The sequence below is a fragment of the Pseudomonas fluorescens genome, assembly GCF_000802965.1.
Classification (GTDB): Bacteria; Pseudomonadota; Gammaproteobacteria; order Pseudomonadales; family Pseudomonadaceae; genus Aquipseudomonas; species Aquipseudomonas fluorescens_A.
Map to the genome: position 1 here is coordinate 121,278 of NZ_JSAK01000004.1, position 24,781 is coordinate 146,058.

Sequence of the window (24,781 nt, forward strand, 5' to 3'; positions counted from 1 at the left end):
CGCCTTGTGCGGGTTTTTGTTTTTAGGGAGCTGCTCGCTAATTCTGCGCTGACAGGACGGGCGTCATCGCTGGCAAGCCAGCTCCCACAGTGTCCGTGTCGTACTCAAAAAATATGCAGCACGCAGAACCTGTGGGAGCTGGCTTGCCAGCGATGGGGCCCATCTGGGCAACCCGTCATTCCGTCTGGCGAAGTCGTTTGTAGAGGGTATTGCGACTAACCCCCAACCGCCGCGCCAGATACGAAATATTTCCCCCAGCCGCTTGAAGCTGCCGATTCAAATCCTCGGCATCATTCAAATCCACTGCCAAAGTCTCAGGCGTCTCAACCGGCTCCATCTCCAGATCGACAAAAAAATCATCCGGCAAATGCTCCGGTCTCACCGGTTGTTCCTCGGCCATGGCCAGCGCTACCTGCATCACGCTGCTGACCTGGCGTAAATTTCCCGGCCACGGATGACGGTCGAACAGCGCCAATACCTCACGGCTCAAGCCGGCCCACTGACTCGGTTCGCGGTGCTGTTCCCACAAGCGTTTGAACAACGCTTCTTTATCACTGCGCTCTCGCAACGGCGGTAATTCGAGGGTCAAACCGCCAATCCGGTAATACAAGTCCTCACGGAAATGCCCTAATTGGACTTGCTCGCGCAACGAGCGGTTAGTCGCCGAGATGATGCGAATGTCTACAGGGAACAACTCGCTGCTGCCCACCGGTTGCACGCAACGCTCCTGCAACACCCGCAACAATCGCGCCTGGGTCGGCAGCGGCATATCGCCGATTTCATCGAGAAACAGTGTGCCTTTGTCAGCCTTGCGGATCAGGCCGATGCTGCCTTTCTGGTTCGCTCCGGTGAACGCGCCTTTCTCGTAGCCGAAAAGTTCTGATTCAACCAGTTCGGCGGGGATCGCTGCACAGTTCACTGCAATAAACGCCTGTTTGCTGCGAGAGCTGGCCTGATGCAAGGCTTTGACGAAGACTTCCTTGCCGACCCCGGTTTCACCATGAATCAACAGTGGAATGTCTTTTTCCAGCAAGCGCTCGGCCTGGCGCACGGCTTTTTCTACGCGACTGTCGCCGAAGTGCAGGGTATTGAGGCTGATCGCGGCGGGTTCCGTGATCTTGGTTTCAGCAAACAGTCGCGGCTGAATCGGCACTTGTTTCGGTCGTTTCAGCAGGCATTGAAAGCGATTGCGCCCGGAAGCCTGTAGGGAGAAGGGCAGGCCTTCGGGTTGATTCAGCAATTCCAGCAACGAGACCTTGAACAGACTCTCGACACTGACCCGCGACAGGCGCACGCCGAGCAAGTTATCCGCGCGGCGATTGGCGGACAGCACCTGGCCGCTCTCATCGAAAATCAGCAGCCCGGCCCACTGGCTGTCGAGGTTGTTCAGGCCGGTGTTGAAGGTCAGTTGAAAATGCTGGCCATGGAACAGGTTGAGGATCAGCCGGTTCTCCACGGTCTGGCTCATCATCTTGACCATGCCCAAGGTATGGGATGGCGGCAAGTAACTGTCACTGGACACATCCAGCACGGCGATGACCTTGCGCTCGGCATCGAAAATCGGCGCGGCGGAACCGGTCATGAAACGATTGGCCTTGAGAAAGTGTTCATCGTGTTCGATGTGTACCGCTTGCTCGCAGGCCAGCGCGGTGCCGATCGCGTTGGTGCCGCTGCAACGCTCCATCCAGCTGGCGCCGGCACTGAAGCCACGGGTCAGGCTCGGTTCGATGAAACGCTGGGTGCCCCAGGACGTCAGCACCTGGCCCTGATTGTCGGCGAGCATGATCAGGCAATTGGAGTTGCTCAGGATGTTTTCGTAATACGGCAGCACTTCCTGGTGCGTGGTCTGCACCAGGGAATGCTGGCTCTCCAGCAACTGCGCGACGCCTTCGGCTGGCAGTTGATCGAACGCCGGGGCGCTTTGATGGTTAAGGCCGAACGCGCGGCAACGGTTCCAGGAGTCCTGGATGATGGCGTCATGGGAGAGCGGCAGGGCAGGTGTGGCCATGGCAATCGATCTCTGAACAAGCTTTTATTGTTTTTATTGTTTTTGCACATCACGTTGAATCTCACACGTGACGGTTCTGGCATCGCCACGCCTTCGTAGGAGCCGGCTTGCTGGCGATGGCGATTTCGATGACGCCATCGCCAGCAAGCCGGCTCCTACGGGGACCGTGAACAGTCCATAGAGTGTTGTTCACTATTGTTCACTGTCAATGGGTGAACTGTTCAATTGTTCATTTCCGATTGTTCATTTCTGTTCAGCAACGAACGTTCACTGTTCGCACTTTTAACAAAATTCTCGCCTGATCAAAGACTTGTGATTTTTGGCACAAATGTCGCTATGTAGCTCCGGTCGCTTGACTCCAAAAATAAAAAAGGCCGAGCCATGTCATTAACCCTGGAGCATGTCAGCCGCACCGTCGAGGGCCAGACCTGGATCGACGATGCGTGTCTCAGTTTCGAACCTGGATCCTTCAACGTCTTGCTCGGGCGCACGCTGTCCGGCAAGACCAGTCTCATGCGTCTGATGGCCGGGCTGGACAAGCCGGACAGCGGCCGCATCCTGATGAATGGCGTCGATGTCACCCAGCGCCCGGTACGCCTGCGCAACGTCTCGATGGTGTATCAACAGTTCATCAATTACCCGACCATGACGGTGTTCGAAAACATCGCCTCGCCGCTGCGTCAGGCCGGTATTTCCAATGAGCTGATCCAGAATAAAGTGCTGGAAACCGCCAGGATGCTGCGCATCGAGAAATTCCTCCAGCGCTACCCCCTCGAACTCTCCGGCGGCCAGCAACAGCGCACCGCCATGGCCCGGGCGCTGGTCAAGGACGCCGAACTGATCCTGTTCGACGAGCCGCTGGTCAACCTCGACTACAAGTTGCGTGAAGAGCTGCGCCAGGAAATGCGCGAGCTGTTCAAGGCCCGGCACACCATTGCCATCTACGCCACCACCGAACCCAACGAGGCGCTGGCCCTCGGCGGTACCACGACCATTCTTCACGAAGGTCGGGTGATCCAGAGCGGCAAGTCGTCCGAGGTCTATCACCAGCCGCAGTCCGTGCTGGCGGCCGAGCTGTTTTCCGAGCCGCCGATCAACCTGATGCCGGGTCGCATCGCCGGCAATGAAGTGAGTTTTGCCAACTTCGTGCACTTCCCGCTGAACGTCGATCTGCGCCCGGTGGGCGAGGGCGAGTTTCGTTTCGGCGTGCGCCCGAGCCATATCTCGCTGGTGCCGAGCAACGACGATGACCTCGAACTGGCGGTGACCGTCGAAGTCGCGGAAATCAGCGGCTCGGAAACCTTCCTGCACGTGCGCAACGAACATTTCCTGCTGGTGCTGCACTTGCCCGGCGTTCACGAATACGACGTCGATGCGCCGATCCGCATCTACATTCCGACCCATAAACTGTTTGTGTTCGATGCGCAGGGGCGGCTCGTCCAGGCGCCCGGCCGGCGCATTGCGAGGGTTGCCTGATGGCCGAAATCCGTTTGCAGAACCTCGCCCACAGTTACACCAAAACGCCCAGTGGCCCTGAGGATTACGCGATCCGCGAGATGGACCACATCTGGGAGCAGGGCGGTGCCTATGCGTTGCTCGGGCCCTCTGGGTGCGGCAAGTCGACCTTGCTCAACATCATTTCCGGATTGCTCAGCCCGTCCCAGGGACATGTCCTGTTCGACGGCAAAGCGGTCAACGACCTGACCCCGGAAAAGCGCAATATCGCCCAGGTTTTCCAGTTTCCGGTGGTCTACGACACCATGACGGTGTTCGACAACCTGGCGTTCCCGCTGCGAAACCAGGGCATGGCCGAGGCAAAAGTTCACACCAAGGTGCAGGAGATTGCCGAAGTCCTCGACCTCCAGGCGCTGCTGAACAAGAAAGCACGCAACCTGACCGCTGACGAAAAACAGAAAGTCTCCATGGGCCGTGGACTGGTGCGCGATGACGTGTCGGCGATCCTCTTCGATGAACCGCTGACGGTGATCGACCCGCACCTGAAGTGGAAGCTGCGGCGCAAGCTCAAGCAGATCCACGAGCAATTCAACATCACCATGGTCTACGTTACCCACGATCAACTGGAAGCCTCGACTTTCGCCGACAAGATCGCGGTGATGTACGGCGGACAGATCGTGCAGTTCGGTACGCCTCGGGAATTGTTCGAGCGACCAAGCCACACCTTTGTCGGCTATTTCATCGGCAGTCCGGGGATGAACCTCATCGACGTCCAGCCACAACCGGGTGGGGTTGGGTTCGCATCCACCCATTTGCCGCTGTCCGAGGCCATGCAGAAGCGCATTGCCGAATCCGAGTGGCACACCCTGAAAGTCGGTATTCGCCCGGAGTTCGTCCATGTCTGGGACGAACCATTCGATGACGCGATGCAGGCACAGGTCGTACACGTCGAAGACCTCGGCACCTACAAGATCATGACCCTGAACCTCGACGGCGCGCCGCTGAAAGTGCGCCTGGCGGAAGACAAACCGGTGCCACAGGGCACGGCGTACATCAGTTTTCCGGCGCAGTGGCTGATGGTCTACGCCGACGATTTTTTGCTGGAAGCACAAGCGATCATCGAGGAGCAGCCATGAACAAGGTGCAGAACAACAAGGCCTGGTGGCTGGTCCTGCCGGTATTCCTGCTGGTGGCGTTCAGTGCGGTGATCCCGATGATGACCGTGGTCAACTATTCGGTGCAGGACATCTTCGACCAGTCCAGCCGCTACTTCGTCGGCGCCGACTGGTACAAGCAAGTGCTGCTCGACCCGCGTCTGCATGACTCGCTGTTGCGCCAGTTCATCTATTCAGCCTGCGTATTGTTGATCGAAATTCCGCTGGGGATTGCGATTGCCTTGACCATGCCAACCAAGGGCCGCTGGTCCTCGGTGGTGCTGATCATCCTGGCGATTCCGTTGCTGATTCCGTGGAACGTGGTCGGCACTATCTGGCAGATCTTTGGCCGTGCTGACATCGGTCTACTCGGTTCGGCCCTCAACGGCATGGGCATCAGCTACAACTACGCCGCAAACACCATGGACGCCTGGGTCACCGTGCTGGTGATGGACGTCTGGCACTGGACTTCACTGGTGGCGCTGTTGTGCTTCTCCGGGCTGCGGGCGATTCCGGACGTGTACTACCAGGCGGCGCGAATTGATCGGGCTTCGGCCTGGGCGGTGTTCCGACACATTCAATTGCCCAAGCTCAAGAGCGTGCTGCTGATTGCGGTGATGTTGCGCTTCATGGACAGCTTCATGATTTACACCGAGCCGTTCGTGCTCACCGGTGGCGGACCGGGCAATGCCACCACGTTCCTCAGCCAGACCCTGACGCAGATGGCAATCGGGCAGTTCGACCTGGGGCCGGCGGCGGCGTTCTCGCTGGTGTACTTCCTGATCATCCTGTTGGTGTCCTGGCTGTTCTACACCGCCATGACTCACTCCGACGCCAACCGCTGAGGCCCGCCATGAGCAAAAGAAAGCTGATTCCACTGCTGCTCTACATCCTGTTCCTGCTGGTGCCGATCTACTGGCTGCTGAACATGTCGTTCAAGAGCAACACAGAAATCCTCGGCGGCCTGACGCTGTTTCCCCAGGATTTCACCTTCCACAACTACAAGGTGATCTTCACCGATCCGGCCTGGTACACCGGTTACCTCAACTCGCTGTACTACGTGAGCCTGAACACGGTGATTTCCCTGAGCGTGGCGCTACCGGCAGCCTATGCGTTCTCGCGGTATCGCTTCCTCGGCGACAAGCACCTGTTCTTCTGGCTGCTGACCAACCGCATGGCGCCACCGGCGGTTTTCCTGCTGCCGTTCTTCCAGTTGTACTCGTCGATCGGGCTGTTCGACACCCACATCGCCGTGGCCTTGGCCCACTGCCTGTTCAACGTGCCGTTGGCGGTGTGGATTCTTGAAGGCTTCATGTCCGGCGTGCCGAAAGAAATCGACGAGACCGCCTACATCGACGGCTACAGTTTCCCCAAGTTCTTCGTGAAGATTTTCATTCCGCTGATCGGTTCCGGCATCGGTGTCACGGCGTTTTTCTGCTTCATGTTTTCCTGGGTCGAACTGCTGCTGGCGCGAACGCTGACCTCGGTGAACGCCAAACCGATCGCGGCGGTCATGACGCGTACGGTCTCGGCATCCGGTATCGACTGGGGCGTGCTGGCGGCGGCGGGGGTGTTGACCATCCTGCCGGGCATGCTGGTGATCTGGTTTGTTCGCAACCACGTGGCCAAGGGCTTTGCCCTGGGCCGGGTCTGAGGAACTGAATGATGGAATGGATGAGTTGGACCGTCCCGACGACGGTGTTCTTCAGTGTCATTGCCTTGATCCTGGTGGGCATGACGACCTGGGAATTGCGTTCGCCGAGCATTCTTCGGCGTGGCTTTTTGCCGATTGCCACCACCCGTGGCGATCGGCTGTTTATCGGTCTTCTCGGCAGCGCCTACCTGCATTTGCTGGTAATCGGCGTGACCGACTGGAGCATCTGGGTAGCGTCCGCGTTGTCCCTGGTGTGGCTGTTGGCTGTGATGCGTTGGGGCTAGTCGAATCGCTCGGCAATGTTGCTCCGAAACCCTAAAAGGAGGTCTCTATGTTCGACAAAAACAATAAGCTGCGACATAGCATTTCATTGGCAGCCATGCTGGCACTCAGCGGTTTGAGCGCTTCGGCCTGGGCCGATGCCTATGAAGACGCGGCGAAGAAATGGATCGGCGCTGAGTTCAAGCCGTCCACCCTGACGGCCGATCAACAGCTGGAAGAGCTGAAGTGGTTCATCAAGGCAGCGGAGCCGTTTCGCGGGATGAGCATCAAGGTTGTATCGGAAACCATCGCCACCCACGAGTACGAGTCCAAGGTACTGGCCAAGGCCTTCAGCGAGATCACCGGGATCAAGCTGACCCACGACCTGCTGCAAGAAGGCGACGTGGTGGAAAAACTGCAAACCCAGATGCAATCGGACAAGAACATCTATGACGGCTGGGTCAACGACTCGGACCTGATCGGTACGCACTTCCGCTACGGCAAGACCGAATCGATCACCGACCTGATGGCCAACGAAGGCAAGAACTTCACTTCGCCGACCCTCGACATCAAGGACTTCATCGGCATCTCCTTCACCACCGCACCGGATGGCAAGATCTATCAATTGCCCGACCAGCAGTTCGCCAACCTGTACTGGTTCCGCGCCGACTGGTTCGAGCGTGCGGACCTGAAAGCCAAGTTCAAGGAAAAGTACGGCTACGAGTTGGGCGTACCGGTGAACTGGTCGGCCTATGAAGATATCGCCAAATTCTTCACCGAAGACGTCAAGGAAATCGACGGCAAACGCGTTTACGGGCACATGGACTACGGCAAGAAAGACCCGTCCCTCGGTTGGCGCTTCACCGATGCCTGGTTCTCCATGGCTGGTGGCGGCGACAAGGGCTTGCCAAACGGTTTGCCGGTGGACGAGTGGGGTATTCGCGTCGAGGACTGCCACCCGGTGGGTTCCAGCGTGACCCGCGGCGGCGACACCAATGGCCCGGCGGCCGTGTTCGCCACCACCAAGTACGTGGACTGGATGAAGAAGTACGCGCCACCGGAAGCGGCGGGCATGACTTTCTCCGAATCCGGACCGGTGCCGTCCCAAGGCAACATCGCCCAGCAGATCTTCTGGTACACCGCGTTTACCGCCGACATGACCAAACCAGGCCTGGCGGTGATGAACGCCGATGGCACGCCAAAATGGCGCATGGCGCCGTCGCCACGCGGCCCGTACTGGGAAGAGGGGATGAAGCTGGGGTATCAGGACGTGGGTTCCTGGACCTTCATGAAGTCCACGCCTGAGAAACAGAAACTGGCTGCCTGGCTGTACGCGCAGTTCGTGACCTCGAAAACCGTTTCGCTGAAGAAAACCATCGTCGGCCTGACCCCGATCCGCGAGTCGGACATCAACTCGCAAGCCATGACCGACCTGGCACCGAAACTAGGCGGCCTGGTGGAGTTCTACCGCAGCCCGGCCCGCGTGCAATGGACCCCGACCGGGACCAACGTGCCGGATTATCCGCGTCTTGCGCAGTTGTGGTGGAGCCACATTGCTGAAGCCGCCAGCGGCGAGAAAACCCCGCAACAGGCACTCGACGGTCTGGCCAAGGATCAGGACGCGATCATGTCCCGTCTGGAACGCTCGAAAGCCCAAGCCACCTGCGCCCCGAAAATGAACCCGGAGCGCGACGCGCAATACTGGTTCGATCAACCAGGCGCCCCGAAACCGAAACTGGAAAACGAGAAGCCTAAAGGCGAAACCGTGAGCTATGCCGAACTGCTGAAATCATGGGAGGCGGCGCGTAAGTAAAGTGCTTGAATTGTGAAAGGCGAACGGCACCGGAAGGTGCCGTTTTTTTTGTGCCTGATCTATCGCTATCGCGAGCAGGATCACTCCACAGACTATGTGTCATGCACTTAATTTGTGAAGGCTCGACCACTGTAGGAGTGAGCCTGCTCGCGATGAGGACGTTATGAGCAAAGCAGGTCTCACTGCGAACGATCAGACCAAAACAGCCAAATCCGTGTACTGAGCAACCACGGAGTCAGCGGTGAGGAGTTTCATGGGTTCTGTAATGGCCGTTGCAATAATCAAACGATCGAATGGGTCACGATGGTGATGTTTGAGGTCTTTTACCGCAATGGCGTGTTCTGACGTCACCGGCAACTCGATGAAACCGCTTTCGAGGCAGTATTTTCGAATATCCTCCAGATCGACGTTCAGCTTTCCCAGCCCGACCTTGATTGCCATCTCCCAGAAAGTCGCTGCGCTGATGTAGATGTCGGCGGCGTTTTCGATGAGCTTTCTGGCTTTGCCAGATAGCCTGGGATCATCGCTAAGAGTCCAAAGCAGAACATGGGTGTCGAGCAGAACCCTCATTCTTGAGTTCCCTCAAATGCATCCAGCATTTCGTCAGGCAGTGGTGCGTCAAAGTCTTGTGGAAGCACCAGTTTTCCTTTCATTGCGCCGATTCGCTGTCCGCAAATTTTTCCCACGGGAACCAAGCGCGCAAGTGCTCGACCATGCTTGGCAATCGTAATGATCTGCCCGGCGGCTGCGTCATCGACGAGTTTAGACAGATTGTTTTTTGCTTCCGCCAGCGGAACGACAATCATGGTCCCTTCCTCCATATATTCTGGACAAATATAGCCAGAATATTCCCGGGCGGCAAAGATGCGACTTTCCTCGGTCGACAGGAGGGACGATTTAGTAATTTTCACTTTCTGAGTCAGCGGCGTGACATTGCCTCGGCGTATATCAGCCAAGACGTTAATGCCATCAATCAGTTCTGAAAAAATGTCACGTTTCATTATTAGCTCTCACATTGATTTCTGATGTGGCAGTCCTTCAGGGTAGAGCCAACTACCCAAGCGTGGATGTAGGACGAGGCGGGTTATTCAGCGAGAGCTTTCTGGGCTTATAAGAGAAGGGGTGGACTGCGGTAACAAATCCCACAAACGCAAAAACGGCACCCGAAGGTGCCGTTTCTGTTTGTTGCCGCGTATCGCCTAAGCGATCAACCCGCCAGACCCGATTGCTGAACCAGGTTCAGCAGCGGTTGTGGGTAGACGCCGAGGAAGAACGCGACCACTGCAATGGCCAGCAGCATCACACCGCCTGCTTTCTGTTCCCAATGCAGTTGCGCATCGTGGCGACGCAGGTTCGGTTCGATCAGGTACAGGGTTACCATCACACGCAGGTAGTAGAACACGCCGATGGCGCTGCCCAGTACCAGCGAGCCAACCAGCCACCATTGATGCGACTCGACGCCGGTAGCGATGATGTAGAACTTGCCGATGAAGCCCGCGGTCAGCGGGATACCGGCCAGGGACAGCATCATCACGGTCAGGACGGCGGTCAGGTACGGACGGCGCCAGAACAGGCCGCGGTATTCGTACAGGGCATCCGCGTCACGGCCGTTGTACGGCGAGGACATCAGTGTGATCACACCGAAAGCGCCGAGGCTGGTGATCACGTAGGTGACCAGGTACACGCCGATGGCTTCGACGGCCAGACCCTTGCTCGCCACCAGGGCGATCAGCAGGTAGCCGAAGTGGGCGATGGACGAGTAACCCAGCAGACGCTTGAGGTTGCTTTGGGTCAGTGCCAGCAGGTTACCGAACAGGATCGACGCGATGGCGATGATGGTCAGCACGTCGCTCAGTACACCGCTGCTCGCCGCTGGCGAGATCTGGAACAGACGCACCATTACCGCGAACACAGCCACTTTGGAAGCGGTCGCGAGGAACGCTGCAACCGGCGCCGGAGCACCTTCGTAGACGTCCGGGGTCCAGAGGTGAAACGGTACCAGCGACAGCTTGAATGCCAGACCGATCAGCATCATGCCCAGGCCCAGTTGCGCCAGGGAGCTTGGCAGGCCGGTAGCCGCCAGGGCCTGACCGATACCGTTGAAGCTCAGGGAACCGGAGTCTGCGTACAGCAGCGCCATGCCGAACAACAGGAACGCCGAACCGGCTGCCGACAGCACCATGTACTTGATGCCGGCTTCCAGCGAGCGCTTGTTGAAGAAGGCATAAGCCACCAGACCGTAGACCGGCACCGACAGCAGTTCCAGACCGATGAACAACCCGGCCAGGTGCTGCGCGCTGACCAGAACCAGGCCACCGGCGGCGGACATCAGGATCAGCAGGTACAGTTCTTCACGGTTGCCCGGGTAACCCGAACCGCCATCGCCGAGGTAGGCGTGGGCGAGGGTGACGCAGGCGAGGGTGGCGACCAGGATCAGCGCCATGTACAGGCAGGCAAAGGTGTCGATCTGCAGCAACGGCGTCACGGCCAGGGGCGCGACTTTCAGGGCAGGCAGGATCGACAGCAGTGCCAGGTTCAGACCCGCCACGGAAATCAGGAAGGTCTGCGAGTGGTTGCGGCGCCAGGCAATCGCCAGCATCACCACGATAATGGTGAGGCTGGTAATCAACAGCGGCGCTAGCGCGATAAAGTGTTGAGTCGTGAATTCCATAGCGCTCTTACCGGGCCGAAGCGAGTTGAGTGAAGGCGGTGCCGAGCCACTGCTGCACGCCATGCATCGTAGCGGCAGAGGTATCGAGGAACGGTTGTGGGTACACGCCGAGGTAGATCAGCAATGCAGCCAGACCGACCACCATGATCAGTTCGCGACCGTCCATGCCATGCAGGACCGCGTCCGACTTGGCCGGGCCGAAGTAGGCACGGTGGATCATGATCAGTGAGTAGACCGAACCGAACACCAGGCCGGACGTCGCAATCACGGTCACCCATGGAGCGCTGGTGAAGCTGCCGATCAGGATCAGGAACTCACCGACAAAGTTACCGGTACCCGGCAAGCCCAGCGACGCGGCGGCGAAGAACAGGCTGAGGGCCGGCAGGTAGGCGATCTTCGACCACAGGCCACCCATTTCACGCATGTCGCGGGTGTGGGTGCGTTCGTACAACTGGCCACTCAGGATAAAGAGTGCCGCGGCCGACAGACCGTGCGCCAGCATCTGCATGACCGCGCCCTGCAACGCCAGTTGGCTGCCGGAGTAGATGCCGATCAGTACGAAGCCCATGTGGGAAACGGACGAGAAGGCGATCAGACGCTTGATGTCGGTTTGTGCGAAAGCCAGGAACGCACCGTAGAAGATCCCGATCAGACCCAAGGTCATGGCGATCGGCGCGAACTCGGCCGAGGCATTCGGGAACAACGGCAGGGCAAAACGCAGCAGGCCGTAAGCAGCGGTTTTCAGCAAGATACCGGCGAGGTCGACGGAACCTGCGGTCGGCGCCTGGGCGTGAGCGTCAGGCAACCAGGAGTGGAACGGTACGACCGGCAGCTTGACCGCGAAGGCGATGAAGAAGCCGAGCATCAGGATGTACTCGGTGGTCATCGACATCTTGGTCTTCAACAGGTCGGCGTAGTTGAAGGTAATTACGCCGGTTTCGTTGAAGTTGACCAGTACCAGACCGAGGATCGCCACCAACATGATCAGGCCGGAAGCCTGAGTGAAGATGAAGAACTTGGTCGCCGCGTAGATCCGGGTTTTCTTGCCGTCCGAAGAACTGTGACCCCAGAGCGCGATGAGGAAATACATCGGCACCAGCATCATTTCCCAGAAGAAGAAGAACATGAACAGGTCGAGGGCGAGGAACACGCCGACGACACCGCCCAGGATCCACATCAGGTTCAGGTGGAAGAAGCCAACGTGACGCTGGATCTCTTTCCACGAGCAGAGTACCGATAGCACGCCCAGCAAGCCGGTCAGCATGATCATCAACAGCGACAGGCCGTCTAGGGCCAGGTGAACGCTGATGCCGAAGCGCTGGATCCAGATGTGCTTGAACTCAAGCGCCCAGGTCGGGTCGGCGCCAGGCGCCGGGGCAAATGAATAATCACCGTTGGCCCACAGCCAAAGGCCGAGGGAGAGCAACAGGGACATGGTGATCAGCGCAATCCAGCGGGGGAGGGTGGCGCCGAAGCGCTCACCCATCCAGCACAGCAGGCCGCCGATGAAGGGGATCAGGATTAGCCAAGGCAGAATCATGACGGGTTCGTTTCCTTTCGCAAATTCGCAAGGTTCATATCAGACCGCTACCAGCACGACGGCGCCGATTACCAGCACGGCACCCGCAGCCATCGAGGCGGCATACCAACGCAGTTGACCGGTCTCGGTACGGCTCAGGGCGGTGTGACCGCCTTTGGCCATGCGCGGGATCAGACCGATGGTCTGGTCGAGCGGGTCTTTGCGCAGGATGTGGCTGATCGCCAGGTATGGCTTGACGAACAGTTTGTCGTAGATCCAGTCGAAGCCCCAGGCAGCGAACCACCAGGCCGAGAGGAAACGGCCGATGCCGCTGTTGGCGATGGCGGTGACGAATCGACGCTTGCCGAGGAACAGCAGCGCGGCCAGCAGGATGCCGGCCAGGGCGATGGCGCCCGAGGCGATTTCCAGGCTGTGCTTGGCTTCGCCGCCGGCATGGCCGACGCTTTGCGGCAGCACGCCGTGCAGCGGTGGAACGATCATCGCGCCGACGAAGGTCGACAGCACGATCAGTACCGACAGTGGCAGCCAGTGGGCAATACCGTGACCGGCGTGGGCTTCGGTCTTCGCTTCACCGTGGAACGCGATGAAGATCAGGCGGAAGGTGTACAACGAGGTCATGAACGCGCCGACCAGACCTGCGTAGAGCAGACCGTTGTTGCCGCTGGCGAACGCTTCCCAAAGGATTTCGTCCTTGGAGTAGAAGCCTGCGGTGACCAGAGGCAGGGCCGCCAGGGCCGCGCCGCCGACGATGAAGCTGGCGTAGGCCAGTGGCAGCTTTTTCCACAGACCGCCCATCTTGAAGATGTTCTGCTCGTGGTGGCAGGCAACGATCACCGCACCGGAAGCAAGGAACAGCAGGGCCTTGAAGAAGGCGTGGGTCATCAGGTGGAAGATCGCGCCATCCCAGGCACCGACGCCCAGGGCCAGGAACATGTAGCCGATCTGGCTCATGGTCGAGTAGGCGAGGATACGCTTGATGTCGGTCTGTACCAGGGCTGCGAAACCGGCGAGTACCAGGGTCACGCCGCCAACGATGCCCACCAGGTGCAGGATTTCCGGCGCCAGGGTGAACAGGCCGTGGGTACGGGCGATCAGGTAGACGCCTGCGGTCACCATGGTTGCGGCGTGGATCAGTGCCGAAACCGGGGTAGGACCGGCCATCGCATCCGCCAGCCAGGTTTGCAGCGGCAGTTGCGCGGATTTACCGACAGCGCCGCCCAGCAGCATCAGGGTGGCCATGACCATCCAGAAGTCGCCGGCCTGGAATTTCTGCGGTGCCAGCACCAGCAGTTCCTGAACGTTCAGCGTGCCCAGTTGGGCAAACAGAATGAACAGGCCGATGGCCATGAACACGTCACCGATACGGGTCACGATGAAGGCTTTGAGTGCGGCGTTACCGTTGTTGCGGTTGCTGTAGTAGAAACCGATCAACAGGTACGAGCACAGGCCCACGCCTTCCCAACCGAAGTACAGGAACAACAGGTTATCGCCCAGCACCAGGAACAGCATGCTGGCGATAAACAGGTTGGTGTAGGCGAAGAAGCGCGAGTAACCGGCTTCACCGCGCATGTACCAGGAGGCGAACAGGTGGATCAGGAAGCCGACGCCGACGACCACACCGAGCATGGTCACGGACAGGCCGTCCAGATACAGCGCGAAGTTCGGCGTGAAGCCTTCCACCGCCATCCACTGCCACAGCACCTGGGTGTAGTGGCCGCCTTCCGGAGGGGCGACGTTGAATTGCCAGATCACGTAGGCGGTAACGATCGCCGACAGACCGATGGAACCGACGCCGATCAGCGCGGCAAGGTTTTCCGAGATGCGTCCACGGGAGAACGACAGCAGCAGGAAACCTATGAGAGGGAATACGAAAGTCAGATAGAGAAGATTCATCCGCGCATCTCACTGGCAGCGTCGATATCGAGCGTGTGGAAGCGGCGATACAGTTGCAGCAGGATCGCCAGGCCAATACTGGCCTCGGCGGCTGCCAGGCTGATCACCAGGATGAACATGATCTGTCCATCCGGCTGCGCCCAGCGGCTACCGGCAACGATGAACGCCAAAGCGGAGGCATTCATCATGACCTCCAGGCTCATCAGCACGAAAAGGATGTTGCGGCGGACCATCAGGCCGACCAGACCGAGGCAGAACAGGATGCCGGCGACCGCCAGACCATGCTCCATAGGGATAGCAGGCATCGTCATTGCTCCTTGGCTTCGTTGCGGCCCAAGTGGAACGCCGTGACGGCTGCGGCGAGCAGCAGCATCGAGGCGAGTTCGACCACCAGCAGGTAAGGACCGAACAGGCTGATGCCCACGGCCTTGGCGTCTACGGTGGTGTGGCCGATGGCCTGACCGCTCTGGTGGGCGAACAGCACGTACAGCAGTTCAGCCAGCAGCAGGGCGCCGAGAATGACCGGGCCGAGCCAGATGCCGGGTTTGAGCCAGACGCGCTCTTGCTGAACCGAGGCCGGGCCCAGGTTCAGCATCATCACCACGAACACGAACAGCACCATGATGGCGCCAGCGTAGGCGATCACTTCCAGAACACCGGCAAACGGTGCGCCGAGGGCGAAGAACGTCATCGCCACGGCGATCAGCGAAATGATCAGGTAGAGCAGGGCGTGCACAGGGTTGGTGTTGGTGATCACGCGAAGCGTGGACACCACAGCGATTCCCGATGCGAAATAGAAAGCGAATTCCATCTTTCTTCCTTAAGGCAGCAAGCTCTTCACGTTGATCGGTTCGGCTTCATTCTGCGCGGAGCCTTTCGGCTTCCCGGCAATCGCCATACCTGCAACACGATAGAAGTTGTAATCAGGGTTTTTGCCGGGGCCGGAGATCAGCAGATCTTCTTTCTCGTAAACCAGGTCCTGACGTTTGAACTCGGCCATTTCGAAATCCGGTGTCAGTTGGATCGCGGTGGTCGGGCAGGCTTCCTCGCAGAGGCCGCAGAAAATGCAGCGCGAGAAGTTGATGCGGAAGAAGTCCGGGTACCAGCGACCGTCTTCGGTTTCAGCTTTCTGCAACGAGATGCAGCCGACCGGGCACGCCACGGCGCACAGGTTGCAGGCTACACAACGCTCTTCGCCGTCGGGGTCGCGGGTCAGGACGATACGGCCGCGGTAGCGCGGCGGCAGGTACACGGCTTCTTCCGGGTACTGCAGCGTGTCGCGCTTGCAGAAGGCGTGGCCGAAAATCATCACCAGGCTGCGAAGCTGGGTGAAGAAGCCATGCACGATGTCAATTATGTACTTCATGATTCTCTATCCTCACTGAGCCGCGACGGCGGGCGTGTTGAGCAACACGATCGCAGCGGTCACCAGCATGTTGACGAGGGTCAGCGGCAAGCAGAACTTCCAGCTGAAATCCATCACTTGGTCATACCGTGGGCGCGGAATCGAAGCGCGCAACAGGATGAAGATCATGATGAAGAACGCGGTTTTCAGTGCGAACCAGATGAACGGGATCTGCGGCAGGATGCCGAACGGACCGTGCCAGCCACCGAAGAACAAGGTCACCAGCAGCGCCGAGATCAGCACGATGCCGATGTACTCGCCGACGAAGAACATGCCCCATTTCATGCCGGCGTATTCAATGTGGTAACCGTCGGCCAGTTCCTGTTCCGCTTCCGGCTGGTCGAACGGGTGACGGTGAGTCACGGCCACGCCAGCGATGAAGAAGGTCAGGAAACCGAAGATCTGCGGAATGATGAACCACAGGTTCTGCGCTTGATATTCAACGATGTCGCGCATGTTGAACGAGCCGACCTGGATCACGATGCCCATCAGCGACAGGCCCATGAACACTTCGTACGACACGGTTTGTGCCGAGGCCCGCAAGCTGCCCAGCAGGGCGAACTTGTTGTTACTCGACCAACCGGCGAACAACACCGCGTAGACCGACAGGCCCGCCATGGCAAAGAAGAACAGGATGCCGATATTGATGTCCGCCACGCCCCAGGTCGGGGTGATCGGGATGATCGCGAAGGCAATCAGCAGGGCGCTCATGGCGACTACTGGCGCCAGGGTGAAGATCATCTTGTCGGCGAATGGAGGCGTCCAGTCTTCCTTGAAGAACATCTTGATCATGTCGGCAGCGATCTGGAACGCGCCGAACGGACCGACGCGGTTCGGACCGTAACGGTCCTGCCAGAGGGCGAGCAAACGACGCTCGACCCAGCTGAGCAGGGCGCCGCAAACCACCACGGCAAGCAGAATCACCACGGCCTTGAGGACCGCGATGATGATGTCGATCACTTCAGGAGTGAACCAGGTCATTGAGCTGCCTCCTGCAGACCGTCAACGGATTTGCCAAAGATTGCAGGCGGAATGCCGGCGATGCCCGCAGGCAATGCCACCAGGCCAGCGCCCAGCTCTTCGTTGATGCGCAGCGGCAGACGCAGGGTCTGGCCAGCGACGTTCAAGCTGAGCATGGCGCCATCGTTGACACCCAGGCGGTCGGCTTCGGACTTGGCCAGTGCGACGTAGGCAGCCGGAATGCGTTCTTGAACCGGAGCGGCTTTCGAAGAGTTCTCTTCGCTGCCGAACAGGTGGAAGAACGGCACGACTTGCCAGGTGCCTTGAGCCGGGTTGAACGCGCGCGGAACACTGGCGAACCAGTTCAGCGAGTCACCGTTGCTTTCGATCAGGCGGGTGCCCGGGTCGCCAGCGCGGATATGACCACCGACTTCGTCCTGGAACTTGTTCCAGGCTTGCGGCGAGTTCCAGCCCGGAGACCAGGCGAATGGCACTTGCTGACGCGGTTCGGCCGAGCCCGAGTAACCTTCCATGGAGAAGGCGAACGCGGTGTCTTTGTCCTGCGGGGTACGCGGTTCGTGCACGCTGATGTCGGCGCGCATGGCGGTACGACCGGAGTAACGCAGCGGTTCACGGGCCAGTTTCATGCCCTTGATGCGGAACGCGGCGGACGGTGCGGCGTCGACGATGCGGTTCAGGATCGACGTGCTGGAAGCGACAGCGGCGGTGACGTGGTCCAGTTGGGTCCAGTCGATCGGCTGGTTCAGCAAGGTCGCGCGCAGGGCGTGCAGCCAGCGCCAGCCTTCGTGAACCAGGATGCTCGCGTCCATGTACTTCGGATCGAACACCTGGAAGAAGCGTTGGGCGCGACCTTCCTGGCTGACCAGAGTACCGTCGCCTTCAGCGAAGCTGGCGGCTGGCAGAACCAGGTGCGCGCGATCGCTGGTGGCGGTCTTCTGATGGTCGGCGACGATCAGTACTTTGGCGGCGGTCAGGGCAGCATCGACCTTGGCCTTGTCGGTACGGGTGTACAGATCGTTTTCCAGTACGACGATGGCGTCGGCCTTACCGTCGATCACGGCTTGCAGCGCGGCGTCGACCGATTCGCCACCGAGCATGGCCAGGCCGAGGCTGTTGGCCTCTGGCACGATCAGGCTGATGGAACCGTTCTTCTCGCGCAGCTTCAGTGCCTTGGCGATGTTCGCGGCGGCTTCGATCGGCGCCTTGGAACCCAACGAGGTGCCGGCGATGATCAGTGGACGCTTGGCCGCGAGCAGGGCGTCGGCGATGCGCTTGGCCAGTTCGAGGGCTTCAGCGTCCAGGCCTTCAACGGCTGGAGCACTGGCGTCGAGGGCGTGAGCCACGGCGAAACCGATGCGGGCCAGGTCGTCGGGAGCGGCGTGTACGCACTCTTCGGCGATGTCGTCGAGCTTGGTTTCAGCCAGGCTGGCGATGAACAGCGGGTTCAGCGCGTGCTGGCCGATGTTCTTCACCGCGGCGTCGAGCCAAGGCTGAACGCGCATGGCGTCGGCCATGTCTTCGGCTTTGCCCTTGACCGATTGACGCAGGGACAGCGCCACACGGGCAGCAGTCTGGGTCAGGTCTTCACCGAGGACGAAAATCGCATCGTGGTCTTCGATGTCGCGCATGTTCGGCACTGGCAGCGGGCTGTCTTTCAGCACTTGCAGGACCAGACGGATGCGTTCCAGTTCGGCAGCTTCGATACCCGAGTAGAAGTGCTCGGCACCAACCAGTTCGCGCAACGCGTAGTTGCTTTCGAGGCTGGCGCGCGGCGAACCGATACCGACGATGTTGCGACCGCGCAGCAGGTCGGCGGCTTTATCCAGCGCTTCGTCGAGGCTCAACTTGGTGCCATTGGCCAGCAGCGGCTGACGCGGACGGTCTTCGCGGTTGACGTAGCCATAGCCGAAACGGCCACGGTCGCACAGGAAGTACTGGTTTACCGAACCGTTGAAACGGTTTTCGATACGACGCAGCTCACCGTAGCGCTCGCCCGGGGAAATGTTGCAACCGCTGGAGCAGCCATGACAGATGCTCGGCGAGAACTGCATGTCCCACTTGCGGTTGTAACGCTCGGAGTGAGTCTTGTCTGTGAACACACCGGTCGGGCAGACCTCGGTGAGGTTGCCGGAGAACTCGCTTTCCAGGGTGCCGTCTTCAACGCGACCGAAGTACACGTTGTCGTGGGCGCCAAACACACCGAGATCGGTGCCGCCGGCGTAGTCCTTATAGAAGCGCACGCAGCGGTAGCAAGCGATGCAGCGGTTCATTTCGTGGGAAATGAACGGGCCCAGTTGCTGGTTCTGGTGGGTACGCTTGGTGAAGCGGTAACGGCGCTCGTTGTGGCCGGTCATTACCGTCATGTCTTGCAAGTGGCAGTGACCGCCCTCTTCACAGACCGGGCAGTCGTGAGGGTGGTTGGTCATCAGCCATTCGACAACACTGGCGCGGAACGCCTTGGATTCTTCATCTTCGATGGAGATCCAGGTGTTGTCGGTGGCAGGGGTCATGCAGGACATGACGATACGACCACGGGTGTCGTTCTCGTCGGTGTACTGCTTGACCGCGCACTGGCGGCAAGCGCCAACGCTGCCAAGGGCAGGGTGCCAGCAGAAATACGGAATATCGAGGCCCAGAGACAGACATGCCTGTAACAGGTTGTCTGCCCCATCGACTTCGAGCGCTTTGCCGTCTACGTGGATAGTGGCCATGGTTCAAAGTTCTTCGTTGGCCCGGTGTCAGCGGGCGTGGCTAATGGAATCTTGTTGTGCGCGTGAATCAACACAGCCGGTAAAGGCGTCATCACACGAAAAGCGAAGGGCACGGACCCTTCGCTTTTTTAAGCGTTTACGCGCCGACTACGATCGGCCTTGCCAGAGGCGGGACGGCGGCGCTGACTGGCGCGATACCGGCTTCGAACTCATGGCGGAAGTATTTGATTGCGCTGCCCAACGGCTCCACGGCGCCCGGTGCGTGAGCACAGAAGGTCTTGCCCGGGCCGAGGAAACCGACCAGACCCAGCAGGGTCTCGATGTCGCCTGGCTGGCCTTCACCGTTTTCGATGGCCATCAGAAGCTTGACGCTCCATGGCAAACCATCGCGGCACGGGGTGCAGAAACCGCAGGATTCGCGAGCGAAGAACTGCTCCATGTTGCGCAGCAACGACACCATGTTGACGCTGTCGTCCACCGCCATGGCCAGGCCGGTACCCATACGGGTGCCCACTTTGGCGATGCCGCCGGCGTACATTTGTGCGTCGAGGTGTTCCGGCAACAGGAAACCGGTACCGGCGCCGCCTGGCTGCCAGGCCTTGAGCTTGAAGCCGTCGCGCATGCCGCCGGCGTAGTCTTCGAACAGCTCGCGACCGGTGACGCCGAACGGCAGTTCCCACAGGCCCGGGTTCTTGACCTTGCCAGAGAAGCCCATGAGCTTGGTGCCCATGTCTTCACTGCCTTCGCGAGCCAACGATTTGTACCAGTCCACGCCGTCGGCAATGATCGCCGGGACGTTGCACAGGGTTTCAACGTTGTTCACGCAAGTCGGCTTGCCCCATACGCCAACGGCGGCCGGGAAGGGCGGCTTGGAACGCGGGTTGGCGCGGCGGCCTTCGAGGGAGTTGATCAGTGCGGTTTCTTCACCGCAGATGTAACGCCCGGCGCCGGTGTGCACGAACAGTTCGAAGTCGAAACCCGAACCGAGGATGTTCTTGCCCAGCAGGCCCGCTGCCTTGGCTTCTTCCACGGCACGGTTGAGGTGCTTGGCGGCGGTGGTGTATTCGCCACGCAGGAAGATGTAGCCACGGTAGGTTTTCAGTGCGCGGGCACTGATCAGCATACCTTCGATCAGCAGATGGGGCAGTTGCTCCATCAGCATGCGGTCTTTCCAGGTGTTCGGCTCCATTTCATCCGCGTTGCACAGCAGGTAGCGGATGTTGATGGATTCGTCCTTGGGCATCAGGCCCCACTTCACGCCAGTGGGGAAGCCTGCACCGCCGCGACCCTTGAGGCCGGCGTCTTTCACGGTCTGGACGATGTCGTCCTGAGCCATGTCGGCAAAGGCTTTGCGCGCAGCGGCGTAGCCGTTCTTGGCCTGGTACTCGTCGAGCCAGACAGCTTCGCCGTCGTCACGCAGACGCCAGGTGAGCGGGTGTGTCTCGGCCGAACGCTTGATGCGGTTGGCCGGGCCGAAAGAAGTCAGGGTCATACGTAGCCCTCGAGCAATTTGGCAACGCCTGCTGGCTGCACATCACCGAACGTGTCGTCGTCGATCATCAACGCCGGCGCCTTGTCGCAGTTGCCGAGGCAGCAGACCGGCAGCAGGGTGAAACGACCGTCGGCGGTGGTTTGACCCAGGCCGATGCCGAGCTTGCTCTGGATTTCGCTGACCACGGACTCGTGGCCGCCGATGTAGCAGACCATGCTGTCGCAGACGCGAATGATGTGACGGCCGACCGGCTGACGGAAGATCTGGCTATAGAACGTCGCCACGCCTTCAACGTCGCTGGCCGGGATACCGAGGATCTCGCCAATGGCGTACAGGGCGCCGTCCGGCACCCAGCCACGTTCCTTCTGGACGATCTTCAGGGCTTCGATCGACGCCGCGCGCGGGTCTTCGTAGTGATGCAGCTCGTGCTCGATGGCCGAGCGCTCGGTTTCACTCAAGGTGAAACGGTCTGTCTGGATAAGCGTGCTGTTCATGCTTAGCGGTCCACGTCGGCCATAACGAAATCGATACTACCCAGGTACGCGATCAAGTCCGCGACCATGCTGCCTTTGATCACCGAAGGGATCTGCTGCAGGTGCGGGAAGCTTGGGGTACGAATCCGGGTGCGGTAGCTCATGGTGCCGCCATCGCTCGTCAGGTAATAACTGTTGATGCCCTTGGTCGCTTCGATCATCTGGAAGGATTCGTTGGCCGGCATGACCGGGCCCCACGAAACTTGCAGGAAGTGCGTGATCAAGGTTTCGATGTGCTGCAGGGTGCGCTCTTTCGGCGGCGGCGTGGTCAGCGGGTGATCCGCCTTGTACGGGCCTTCCGGCATGTTGCGCATGCACTGCTCGATGATCTTGATGCTCTGGCGCATCTCCTCGACGCGCACGATGCAGCGATCGTAGGCATCGCCATTGGCGGCCAGTGGCACTTCGAATTCGAAGTTTTCGTAACCGGAGTAAGGACGCGCTTTACGCAGGTCGAAATCGCAACCGGTCGAACGCAGGCCTGCACCGGTGACGCCCCATTCCAGGGCCTCTTTGGTGTTGTAGGCGGCGACGCCGATGGTGCGGCCACGCAGGATGCTGTTGTCCAGTGCGGCTTTCTGGTATTCGTCCAGACGCTTTGGCATCCACTCGACGAAGTCTTTCACCAGTTTTTCCCAGCCGCGCGGCAGGTCGTGGGCGACGCCACCGATGCGGTACCAGGCCGGGTGCAGACGGAAACCGGTAATGGCTTCGATCACCGTGTACGCCTTCTGGCGGTCGGTGAAGGTGAAGAACACCGGCGTCATGGCGCCGACGTCCTGGATGTAAGTACCCAGGAACAACAGGTGGCTGGTGATCCGGAAGAACTCGGCCATCATGATGCGGATGACGTCGACCTTCTCTGGCACCTTGATGCCGGCCAGCTTCTCGACCGAGAGCACGTACGGCAGGTTGTTCATCACGCCGCCGAGGTAGTCGATACGGTCGGTATACGGGATGAAGCTGTGCCAGGACTGGCGCTCGGCCATCTTCTCGGCGCCACGGTGGTGGTAACCGATGTCCGGAACGCAATCGACGATCTCTTCACCGTCCAGCTGCAGGATGATGCGGAACGCACCGTGCGCGGAAGGGTGGTTAGGGCCGAGGTTGAGGAACATGTAGTCCTCGTTCGCGCCGGAACGTTTCATGCCCCAGTCTTCAGGCTTGAAGCGCGCGGCTTCTTCCTCAAGCTGTTGCTTGGCCAGTGTCAGGCTGAACGGATCGAATTCGGTGGCGCGCGCCGGGAAGTCCTTGCGCAGCGGGTGACCTTCCCAGGTGGGCGGCATCATGATGCGCGTCAGGTGCGGGTGGCCTTTGAAATCGATGCCGTACATGTCCCAGACTTCACGCTCGTACCAGTTGGCGTTCGGCCAGATGCTGGTGACGGTCGGCAGGCTGAGGTCGCTCTCGGAGAGGGCAACCTTGATCATGACGTCGCTGTTACGCTCGATCGACATCAAGTGATAGAACACGGAGAAATCGGCGCCGCTTGGCAGCCCTTGACGCTTGGTGCGCAGACGCTCGTCCACGCCGTGCAGGTCATAGAGCATGACGTACGGCTTGGGCAGGTTGCGCAGGAAGGTCAGGACTTCGACGAGCTTGGCGCGGGCAACCCAAAGCACCGGCATGCCGGTGCGGGTAGGCTGGGCGGTGAACGCCTCGGGGCCAAAACGGTTGTTCAGTTCGACGACCACATCCTGGTCGTCTGCCTTGTAAGGCGGGATGTACAGAGCACTGCCTGTAGTCATGGTTATTTATCGCTTTCGGTCAACGTAAAGAATGAAGCCAGTTTCTCGTTCTATTAAAGAAGCAGATCTGGATCAGACTTCGTCGGGGCTGCGCAGGTTGGTGACTGCGATTCGCTGTTCGCGGCGCTTTTCCTTCTCGGAAGGCATCTCGGCGCGATAGACGCCTTGATCACCAACGACCCAGGAAAGCGGACGACGCTCCTGTCCAATCGACTCCTGCAACAGCATCAAGCCTTGCAGAAAAGCTTCAGGGCGGGGCGGGCAGCCAGGCACGTAGACGTCCACGGGCAGGAACTTGTCCACCCCTTGAACCACGGAGTAGATGTCGTACATGCCACCGGAGTTGGCGCACGAACCCATGGAGATAACCCATTTAGGTTCGAGCATTTGCTCGTAGAGACGCTGAATGATCGGCGCCATCTTGATGAAGCAGGTACCGGCGATAACCATGAAATCCGCCTGGCGCGGCGATGCCCGGATAACCTCGGCGCCAAAGCGCGCGATGTCGTGGGGCGCCGTGAAGGCGGTGGTCATTTCCACGTAGCAGCACGAAAGACCGAAGTTATACGGCCACAGGGAGTTCTTGCGCCCCCAGTTGATCGTGCCGTTAAGCACGTCTTCGAGCTTGCCCATGAAAATGTTTTTGTGGACTTGATCTTCTAACGGATCGGAAACGGTTTCCCGTTCGCCAATCGGATACTGCTCGTTAGGAGCATCGGGGTCGATCCTGGTGAGATTGTATTGCATTGCCAAAGCCTCATTGTTTCAGCTTCGCTTGCCGCTTGCGCCGAGCTTCCGGAGCCCAGTCAAGGGCGCCCACTCGGAATAGGTAGACAAGACCTGCCAACAGAATTGCTATGAAAACGAGAGCTTCGACGAATCCGGTCCAGCCGCTTTCGCGGACGGACACAGACCATGCAAAGAGAAAGAGGGCTTCGATATCGAAGATCACGAAGAGCATCGCGACCAGATAGAATTTGGCTGAGAGCCGCAAGCGGGCGCCACCTGTAGGTAGCATGCCGGACTCGAACGGTTCGTTTTTGCTGCGGCCCCAGGCTTTTGACCCGAGGAGGCTGGAGACACCGAGCATGAAGGCACAGAGGCCGACAACACCTAGAAGGAAAATGGCAAAGCCCCAGTTGTGGGCCATGAGTCCTGTCGCTTCGGGCATGCTGGTAATCCTTAACAGAGAGCAAAGGTCTCTGAGCTTGAAAAGAAACAAAGCAGTGACGATATGTCGCAGCAATCAATCCCGCTGATTTTATGGCTAAACACCCAGCAAGTAAAATTCCTATAGCGAAATTATTTATAGGAATAAGGACATAGCGAGCCCTCGAGGCTCTGTAGCCCATGCGTTGCGGGCATTAGCTGGCATTTCGTCAATTATGTTTTGTAGGGAATGTAACGAACATAGTTGCAGCTAAATGATAATCAATATTGTTTGAGTTGATTTTTAAACTGT

At 59.3% G+C, this 24,781-nt stretch carries 22 protein-coding genes; 6 read left to right on the forward strand and 16 right to left on the reverse strand.

What is annotated here, in order from left to right; genetic code table 11:
• Positions 1–175 precede the first annotated feature (175 nt).
• Positions 176–2,008: a sigma-54-dependent Fis family transcriptional regulator gene (locus NL64_RS04150; protein WP_034146893.1), complete on the reverse strand. Its 1,833-nt coding sequence runs from the start codon at positions 2,006–2,008 to the stop codon at positions 176–178.
• 381 nt (positions 2,009–2,389) lie between these two features.
• Between NL64_RS04150 and NL64_RS04155 the strand changes: the two genes are divergently transcribed.
• Genes NL64_RS04155 through NL64_RS04180 form a run of 6 tightly spaced genes read left to right on the forward strand, consistent with a single transcriptional unit; the run spans position 2,390 to position 8,345 of the window.
• Positions 2,390–3,484 carry an ABC transporter ATP-binding protein gene (locus NL64_RS04155; protein ID WP_034146894.1) on the forward strand — a complete coding sequence of 365 codons (1,095 nt, stop codon included), beginning with the start codon at positions 2,390–2,392 and terminating at the stop codon, positions 3,482–3,484.
• Complete coding sequence (locus NL64_RS04160; protein ID WP_034146895.1) at positions 3,484–4,599, forward strand: ABC transporter ATP-binding protein; 1,116 nt, start codon at positions 3,484–3,486, stop codon at positions 4,597–4,599. Before NL64_RS04155 ends, NL64_RS04160 begins: the two co-directional genes overlap by 1 nt.
• Positions 4,596–5,462 (forward strand): carbohydrate ABC transporter permease, encoded by an 867-nt coding sequence (locus NL64_RS04165; protein ID WP_034146896.1) that lies wholly within the window; start codon positions 4,596–4,598, stop codon positions 5,460–5,462. The genes NL64_RS04160 and NL64_RS04165 overlap by 4 nt, the downstream gene beginning before the upstream one ends.
• 8 nt (positions 5,463–5,470) lie before the next feature.
• The gene (locus tag NL64_RS04170; protein ID WP_034146897.1) at positions 5,471–6,271 is read left to right on the forward strand and encodes a carbohydrate ABC transporter permease; all 801 of its coding nucleotides are present in this window, start codon (positions 5,471–5,473) and stop codon (positions 6,269–6,271) included.
• A gap of 11 nt (positions 6,272–6,282) precedes the next feature.
• A complete protein-coding gene (locus tag NL64_RS04175; RefSeq protein WP_034146898.1) occupies positions 6,283–6,555 on the forward strand; it encodes a DUF2160 domain-containing protein in 273 nt (90 codons plus the stop codon).
• Between the two features lie 47 nt (positions 6,556–6,602).
• Complete coding sequence (locus NL64_RS04180) at positions 6,603–8,345, forward strand: ABC transporter substrate-binding protein (protein ID WP_034146899.1); 1,743 nt, start codon at positions 6,603–6,605, stop codon at positions 8,343–8,345.
• A 192-nt stretch (positions 8,346–8,537) separates the two neighbouring features.
• Here NL64_RS04180 and NL64_RS04185 read toward each other — a convergent pair whose 3' ends face one another.
• The 15 genes from NL64_RS04185 to NL64_RS04255 form a co-directional block, all read right to left on the reverse strand.
• Entirely contained in the window at positions 8,538–8,915 is a 378-nt protein-coding gene (locus NL64_RS04185; protein WP_034146900.1) for a type II toxin-antitoxin system VapC family toxin, read from the reverse strand.
• Positions 8,912–9,346, reverse strand: a complete 435-nt coding sequence (locus NL64_RS30545; protein WP_223506706.1) for a type II toxin-antitoxin system Phd/YefM family antitoxin — start codon at positions 9,344–9,346, stop codon at positions 8,912–8,914. Before NL64_RS30545 ends, NL64_RS04185 begins: the two co-directional genes overlap by 4 nt.
• A gap of 206 nt (positions 9,347–9,552) precedes the next feature.
• The gene (gene nuoN, locus NL64_RS04195; RefSeq protein WP_034146901.1) at positions 9,553–11,016 is read right to left on the reverse strand and encodes an NADH-quinone oxidoreductase subunit NuoN; all 1,464 of its coding nucleotides are present in this window, start codon (positions 11,014–11,016) and stop codon (positions 9,553–9,555) included.
• Between the two features lie 7 nt (positions 11,017–11,023).
• A complete protein-coding gene (gene nuoM / locus NL64_RS04200; protein WP_034146902.1) occupies positions 11,024–12,556 on the reverse strand; it encodes an NADH-quinone oxidoreductase subunit M in 1,533 nt (510 codons plus the stop codon).
• Between the two features lie 39 nt (positions 12,557–12,595).
• Positions 12,596–14,449 (reverse strand): NADH-quinone oxidoreductase subunit L, encoded by a 1,854-nt coding sequence (gene nuoL / locus NL64_RS04205; protein ID WP_034146903.1) that lies wholly within the window; start codon positions 14,447–14,449, stop codon positions 12,596–12,598.
• Entirely contained in the window at positions 14,446–14,754 is a 309-nt protein-coding gene (gene nuoK / locus NL64_RS04210) for an NADH-quinone oxidoreductase subunit NuoK (RefSeq protein ID WP_007946416.1), read from the reverse strand. The genes nuoL and nuoK overlap by 4 nt, the downstream gene beginning before the upstream one ends.
• 2 nt (positions 14,755–14,756) lie before the next feature.
• The gene (nuoJ, locus tag NL64_RS04215; protein ID WP_034146904.1) at positions 14,757–15,260 is read right to left on the reverse strand and encodes an NADH-quinone oxidoreductase subunit J; all 504 of its coding nucleotides are present in this window, start codon (positions 15,258–15,260) and stop codon (positions 14,757–14,759) included.
• 9 nt (positions 15,261–15,269) lie between these two features.
• Entirely contained in the window at positions 15,270–15,818 is a 549-nt protein-coding gene (nuoI, locus tag NL64_RS04220; RefSeq protein ID WP_034146905.1) for an NADH-quinone oxidoreductase subunit NuoI, read from the reverse strand.
• 9 nt (positions 15,819–15,827) lie between these two features.
• Positions 15,828–16,835: an NADH-quinone oxidoreductase subunit NuoH gene (nuoH, locus tag NL64_RS04225; RefSeq protein WP_034146906.1), complete on the reverse strand. Its 1,008-nt coding sequence runs from the start codon at positions 16,833–16,835 to the stop codon at positions 15,828–15,830.
• On the reverse strand, positions 16,832–19,546 hold the full coding sequence (nuoG, locus tag NL64_RS04230; protein ID WP_034146907.1) for an NADH-quinone oxidoreductase subunit NuoG: 2,715 nt from the start codon (positions 19,544–19,546) through the stop codon (positions 16,832–16,834). Before nuoG ends, nuoH begins: the two co-directional genes overlap by 4 nt.
• A 136-nt stretch (positions 19,547–19,682) precedes the next feature.
• Positions 19,683–21,038, reverse strand: a complete 1,356-nt coding sequence (gene nuoF, locus NL64_RS04235) for an NADH-quinone oxidoreductase subunit NuoF (RefSeq protein ID WP_034146908.1) — start codon at positions 21,036–21,038, stop codon at positions 19,683–19,685.
• On the reverse strand, positions 21,035–21,532 hold the full coding sequence (gene nuoE / locus NL64_RS04240) for an NADH-quinone oxidoreductase subunit NuoE (protein WP_008020715.1): 498 nt from the start codon (positions 21,530–21,532) through the stop codon (positions 21,035–21,037). The genes nuoF and nuoE overlap by 4 nt, the downstream gene beginning before the upstream one ends.
• A gap of 2 nt (positions 21,533–21,534) precedes the next feature.
• Positions 21,535–23,319: an NADH-quinone oxidoreductase subunit C/D gene (gene nuoC / locus NL64_RS04245; protein WP_034146909.1), complete on the reverse strand. Its 1,785-nt coding sequence runs from the start codon at positions 23,317–23,319 to the stop codon at positions 21,535–21,537.
• A 72-nt stretch (positions 23,320–23,391) separates the two neighbouring features.
• Positions 23,392–24,066, reverse strand: coding sequence for a NuoB/complex I 20 kDa subunit family protein (locus tag NL64_RS04250; protein ID WP_007946424.1), 675 nt, complete (start codon positions 24,064–24,066; stop codon positions 23,392–23,394).
• Positions 24,067–24,076: 10 nt separating this feature from the next.
• Positions 24,077–24,490 carry an NADH-quinone oxidoreductase subunit A gene (locus tag NL64_RS04255; protein WP_003223812.1) on the reverse strand — a complete coding sequence of 138 codons (414 nt, stop codon included), beginning with the start codon at positions 24,488–24,490 and terminating at the stop codon, positions 24,077–24,079.
• Positions 24,491–24,781: the final 291 nt, after the last annotated feature.

Coding starts and splice junctions, on each gene's coding strand:
- NL64_RS04150 (WP_034146893.1), bottom strand. CDS start 2,008: ATGGCCACACCTGCCCTGCCGCTCTCCCATGACGCCATCATCCAGGAC.
- NL64_RS04155 (WP_034146894.1), top strand. CDS start 2,390: ATGTCATTAACCCTGGAGCATGTCAGCCGCACCGTCGAGGGCCAGACC.
- NL64_RS04160 (WP_034146895.1), top strand. CDS start 3,484: ATGGCCGAAATCCGTTTGCAGAACCTCGCCCACAGTTACACCAAAACG.
- NL64_RS04165 (WP_034146896.1), top strand. CDS start 4,596: ATGAACAAGGTGCAGAACAACAAGGCCTGGTGGCTGGTCCTGCCGGTA.
- NL64_RS04170 (WP_034146897.1), top strand. CDS start 5,471: ATGAGCAAAAGAAAGCTGATTCCACTGCTGCTCTACATCCTGTTCCTG.
- NL64_RS04175 (WP_034146898.1), top strand. CDS start 6,283: ATGGAATGGATGAGTTGGACCGTCCCGACGACGGTGTTCTTCAGTGTC.
- NL64_RS04180 (WP_034146899.1), top strand. CDS start 6,603: ATGTTCGACAAAAACAATAAGCTGCGACATAGCATTTCATTGGCAGCC.
- NL64_RS04185 (WP_034146900.1), bottom strand. CDS start 8,915: ATGAGGGTTCTGCTCGACACCCATGTTCTGCTTTGGACTCTTAGCGAT.
- NL64_RS30545 (WP_223506706.1), bottom strand. CDS start 9,346: ATGAAACGTGACATTTTTTCAGAACTGATTGATGGCATTAACGTCTTG.
- nuoN (WP_034146901.1), bottom strand. CDS start 11,016: ATGGAATTCACGACTCAACACTTTATCGCGCTAGCGCCGCTGTTGATT.
- nuoM (WP_034146902.1), bottom strand. CDS start 12,556: ATGATTCTGCCTTGGCTAATCCTGATCCCCTTCATCGGCGGCCTGCTG.
- nuoL (WP_034146903.1), bottom strand. CDS start 14,449: ATGAATCTTCTCTATCTGACTTTCGTATTCCCTCTCATAGGTTTCCTG.
- nuoK (WP_007946416.1), bottom strand. CDS start 14,754: ATGCCTGCTATCCCTATGGAGCATGGTCTGGCGGTCGCCGGCATCCTG.
- nuoJ (WP_034146904.1), bottom strand. CDS start 15,260: ATGGAATTCGCTTTCTATTTCGCATCGGGAATCGCTGTGGTGTCCACG.
- nuoH (WP_034146906.1), bottom strand. CDS start 16,835: ATGACCTGGTTCACTCCTGAAGTGATCGACATCATCATCGCGGTCCTC.
- nuoG (WP_034146907.1), bottom strand. CDS start 19,546: ATGGCCACTATCCACGTAGACGGCAAAGCGCTCGAAGTCGATGGGGCA.
- nuoF (WP_034146908.1), bottom strand. CDS start 21,038: ATGACCCTGACTTCTTTCGGCCCGGCCAACCGCATCAAGCGTTCGGCC.
- nuoE (WP_008020715.1), bottom strand. CDS start 21,532: ATGAACAGCACGCTTATCCAGACAGACCGTTTCACCTTGAGTGAAACC.
- nuoC (WP_034146909.1), bottom strand. CDS start 23,319: ATGACTACAGGCAGTGCTCTGTACATCCCGCCTTACAAGGCAGACGAC.
- NL64_RS04250 (WP_007946424.1), bottom strand. CDS start 24,066: ATGCAATACAATCTCACCAGGATCGACCCCGATGCTCCTAACGAGCAG.
- NL64_RS04255 (WP_003223812.1), bottom strand. CDS start 24,490: ATGCCCGAAGCGACAGGACTCATGGCCCACAACTGGGGCTTTGCCATT.